Source organism: Microcoleus sp. LAD1_D3 (genome assembly GCF_036702135.1).
In the GTDB taxonomy this organism is placed as follows: domain Bacteria; phylum Cyanobacteriota; class Cyanobacteriia; order Cyanobacteriales; family Microcoleaceae; genus Microcoleus.
Genome location: NZ_JAUBSB010000128.1, coordinates 1 through 3,819, shown reverse-complemented (window position 1 = coordinate 3,819; position 3,819 = coordinate 1). Strand labels below are relative to the sequence as shown.

Sequence of the window (3,819 nt, the reverse complement as noted above, 5' to 3'; positions counted from 1 at the left end):
GGGGCCGCCGGTGGCGGGAACTGCGAAACTGACGGTTCTGTTGGTGCTGGCTGCGCTGGCTAGGGATGCGATCGCCGGCCAAGTCACAATACCTGTAGTTTCGTTGTAAGTTCCGCCCTCCGAGACGGTGACTCCTGTTAAACCCGGAACAATGGTGTCGGCGATCGCCACATTGGCTGCCGGACTCGGCCCACTGTTAGCAGCCGTAATTGTGTAGGTGACAGTCGAACCCGCGATCGCAGTAGCGGGCCCGGTTTTGAGCGTCACTACATCGGCGCTATCGGTGATAGTGGTGGTGACTCTTGCTGACGGGCTGCTGCCGTTGTTGTTGTCGGGATTGGGGTCTGGACTCGTTGAGGTGCTGCTAGCAGTGTTGGCGATGGGGCCGCCGGTGGCGGGAACTGCGAAACTGACGGTTCTGTTGGTGCTGGCTGCGCTGGCTAGGGATGCGATCGCCGTCCAAGTCACAATACCTGTAGTTGCGTTGTAAGTTCCGCCCTCCGAGACGCTGACTCCTGTTAAACCCGGAACAATGCTATCGGTGATCGCCACATTGGTTGCCGGACTCGGCCCACTGTTGGTTGCCGTAATTGTGTAGGTGACGGTCGAACCCGCGGCCGCAGTAGCGGGCCCGGTTTTGACCGTCACTACATCGGCACTCTCGGTGATGCTGGTGGTGACTTGCGCTTCGGGGCTGCTGCCATTGTTGTTGTCGAGATTGGGGTCTGGGCTCGTTGAGGTGCTGCTAGCAGTGTTGGCGATGGGGCCGCCGGTGGCGGGAACTGGAAAACTGACGGTTCTGTTGGTACTGGCTGCGCTGGCTAGGGATGCGATCGCCGTCCAAGTTACAATACCTGTAGTTTGGTTATAAGTTCCGCCCTCAGAGACTGTGACTCCTGTTAAACCTGGAACGATGGTGTCGGTGATCGCCACATTGGCTGCCGGACTCGGCCCATTGTTGGTTGCGGTAATTGTGTAGGTGACAGTCGATCCGGCTGCTGCAGTAGCGGGCCCGGTTTTGACTGTCACTACATCGGCAATATCGTCGTTCGTAATAGTGGTGGTGACTCTCGCCTCCGGGCTGCTGCCGCTGTTGTTACCGGGTACGGGATCGATCGTACTGCTGCTGCTGAATACACTGTTGGTAATAGGGCCAAGTGTAGTTGGGGTCGTAATAGTTACGGTGCGCGTGGTGGTAGCCCCAGCAGGTAAATTCGGAATAGTTGGCCAGGTGACGAGTCTCGTTGTCGGGCTGAAAGTGCCACCGCCCGGAGCACTACTTAATACTGCCCCGACGGGCAATCTATCTTCAATCACCACGTTTTCGGCGTCGTTCGGGCCGTTATTTACTGTCGTAATTGTGTAAGTAATGCTGCTACCCGGTGCCGCTGCAGCCGGGCCTGTTTTCGTAGAGGCAACATCTGCTGTAGTAAGCGGCACGTCTATAGTTTGGATCGACAAAGTGCGAACGTCGTGAATATTTGTTGCGTCTCCCGTTGAACCAGCAAAACCAAATTTGAATGTTTCCGGTATTGGCCCGTTTAGCTCCTCTAAATTGGCAATGTCGATAATAGTCTCGCCCACATCTGTAAACGAACCATTATTGTTGATATCAAAGTTAACAGTGAGACGGTTTGGCGTTGCAGAAGTGGGGGGTTGCAAAATAATTTGAACTCTTCTTCTGGCTGCTTCGCGATTGCTAGTAATGGCGTTGATCGGCCCGTTGGGAGGCAGAGGATTTACGGTATCAGGAATATTATCTATTCCCTGTGGCACAAACGTAGAAGTTAAAAATTGATATTGCGTAACTTCGCTACCTCGAAGCGTTACCGAATCTGCTCTACGCCCCCCCGGAATTCCGCCTATGCGCCCTTGAGTTTCAGTTGAGAAATTTCCGAATTCATCTAATCCAATTCCTAAATAACCTCCCCGTAAACCGGGCTGATTTGTATCTGTATTTTGGGCGTAGCCGAGAGAACCTCCATAGCCTCCAGCTACTGTTGGCGTCACAGTACCGTCAATTAAAAAGAAACTTATGCCGTCCCCTGTCCGCCCTGCTAAATTATCACGTGCAGTGCCGTCGTAGGGAAATATATCGAAGACAATGTTAAGACCGCTGTTGACTGGAACCTGACTGTTATAGATGACAAAAGTAGATTGGTCAAAAGTTCTTGTAGTTAATCTCAACGCCCCGCTCCCTACCGGGTCTATGTTCAAACCCGGAAAACTCTCTGTTCCGGTTCCTGCTGTTAAAGCTGGAGCGTCTGACGTGCCAGTAACCCCAGAGATCCAAGGCCCGATTAGACGTGCGTCTTGAAAACTTTCGTCCACTAAACTAATGAGGACATCGCTGTAAGTTGCCTGGGTTTTTGTTTCAAAGGCTATTGCAGTTTTTACTCGTCCTGCTGTAACATTTAATTGCCAGTTTCCTCCTAATTTGGAACTGCCAATTAGATTGTTGGAAGCCGCTATATTTGCGCCTGTTAATTCTCTCAGCTTCCGCACGAAAGCAATCCCGGATTGTCCAGCCCCAACCTTACACGCTAATAATAAAATATCGGCTTTTTCCGTGAAAGCATTGCGCCACTGTTGCAAATGCCGATCGTACTTTTGCAAGTTTTCATCCTTCAGTACAGTTGACCCCAGTTGCAGGGAAGCTTCATTGCCGTGAGCAACTATCTGAAGGCTGGCAATTAAGCTGCGTTTAGCTAGAATCTCGGTAATTTGTTCTACTCCGTCCCGCCTTCTATCGAGGACAATTATCTCTGTCCCTGGTTTGACTCCGCTGGCAAGATGCTGATAATTCTCTACCCTCGGATCAATGCAAACTAAATATTTTTTATGTTTGGTCTTAAAGCCCCGACTCGCTTTTGTTAAAGAGGAAATATCGATCGCCCGATCACCGACTAATTGCGTCCCCATCAAAGAAGCTTGTATGCAGTCTGTGTCGCGGCGATCGCAACTTGATTTTTGAATTGGGAAAAAGTAGTTGCACAATGATTTTTTCATGAGTTACATAGCTCCTTGACTTGTTAATTGTCAACCTTCAGGGGTGATATTATTGTTAATTGCTAATGGGAAACTGCTAATTACTAATTTCTTGACTTCGCATAGTTAACAAGTTCTATTTACTTCGATTTTTTTTTTATCGACATCTTCCCAAAGTAGCAGTTCCCTGTATTTACCTAGGAAATCAGGGTTTTTTTTAGCCAAATCCGACTTGGCGGTAAATTATTTTAGGATAAAAAAAACAAACTTGATGCACAAAAATACCACTTAAAATGCGATATTTTTTGCCTAAAAGCAGTTGACAATCGTCGGTTCTTGTAGTATAAGCGGCTTAATTGCTCCGACTTTTATTAGAACTTAAGTCCTTATCAAAAACCAATTTTATGGTAGTCACTCAGCCCAATCTCAGAGCATCTCTATTTCGGTAAAAAATGGTTATAAAATTTGTAAAAATCAACTCCTTCCTCTGACTTTTATCAGGAATAAATGACTCCTTAAAAACAAAATTTATGGTCTCGCTCAGTCGAGCATCCAATAATAATTAACGACCTTGATGTTAGTTGATTTTAAAATATTTAAAAATTAAAAAACCCGGTTGGTTCAACAAACCGAGTTGGTATATTTTTATGAAAAAACCAGCGAGTTTAACGCCCTTTGGTCTTAACGAGAAAGAGTGAGAAAATCCACAGGATTCAGAGTATTATCAGCGCCAAAAACCTGAGCCAAAACCTGCCCTGTCGCAGCAACTTGCAGCAGTGTGCCATTCGCCATCGAGTTAATTTGCAAAGCCTCAAAACTCAATCCGTCAGC

General features: G+C 47.9%; 1 protein-coding gene. It reads right to left on the bottom strand.

Annotated features, from left to right (window positions below; all coding sequences use genetic code 11):
• On the bottom strand, positions 1-3,009 hold a 3,009-nt coding region (locus QUA74_RS29345; RefSeq protein WP_333336238.1), incomplete at its 3' end, for a DUF4347 domain-containing protein.
• Positions 3,010-3,819 lie beyond the last annotated feature (810 nt).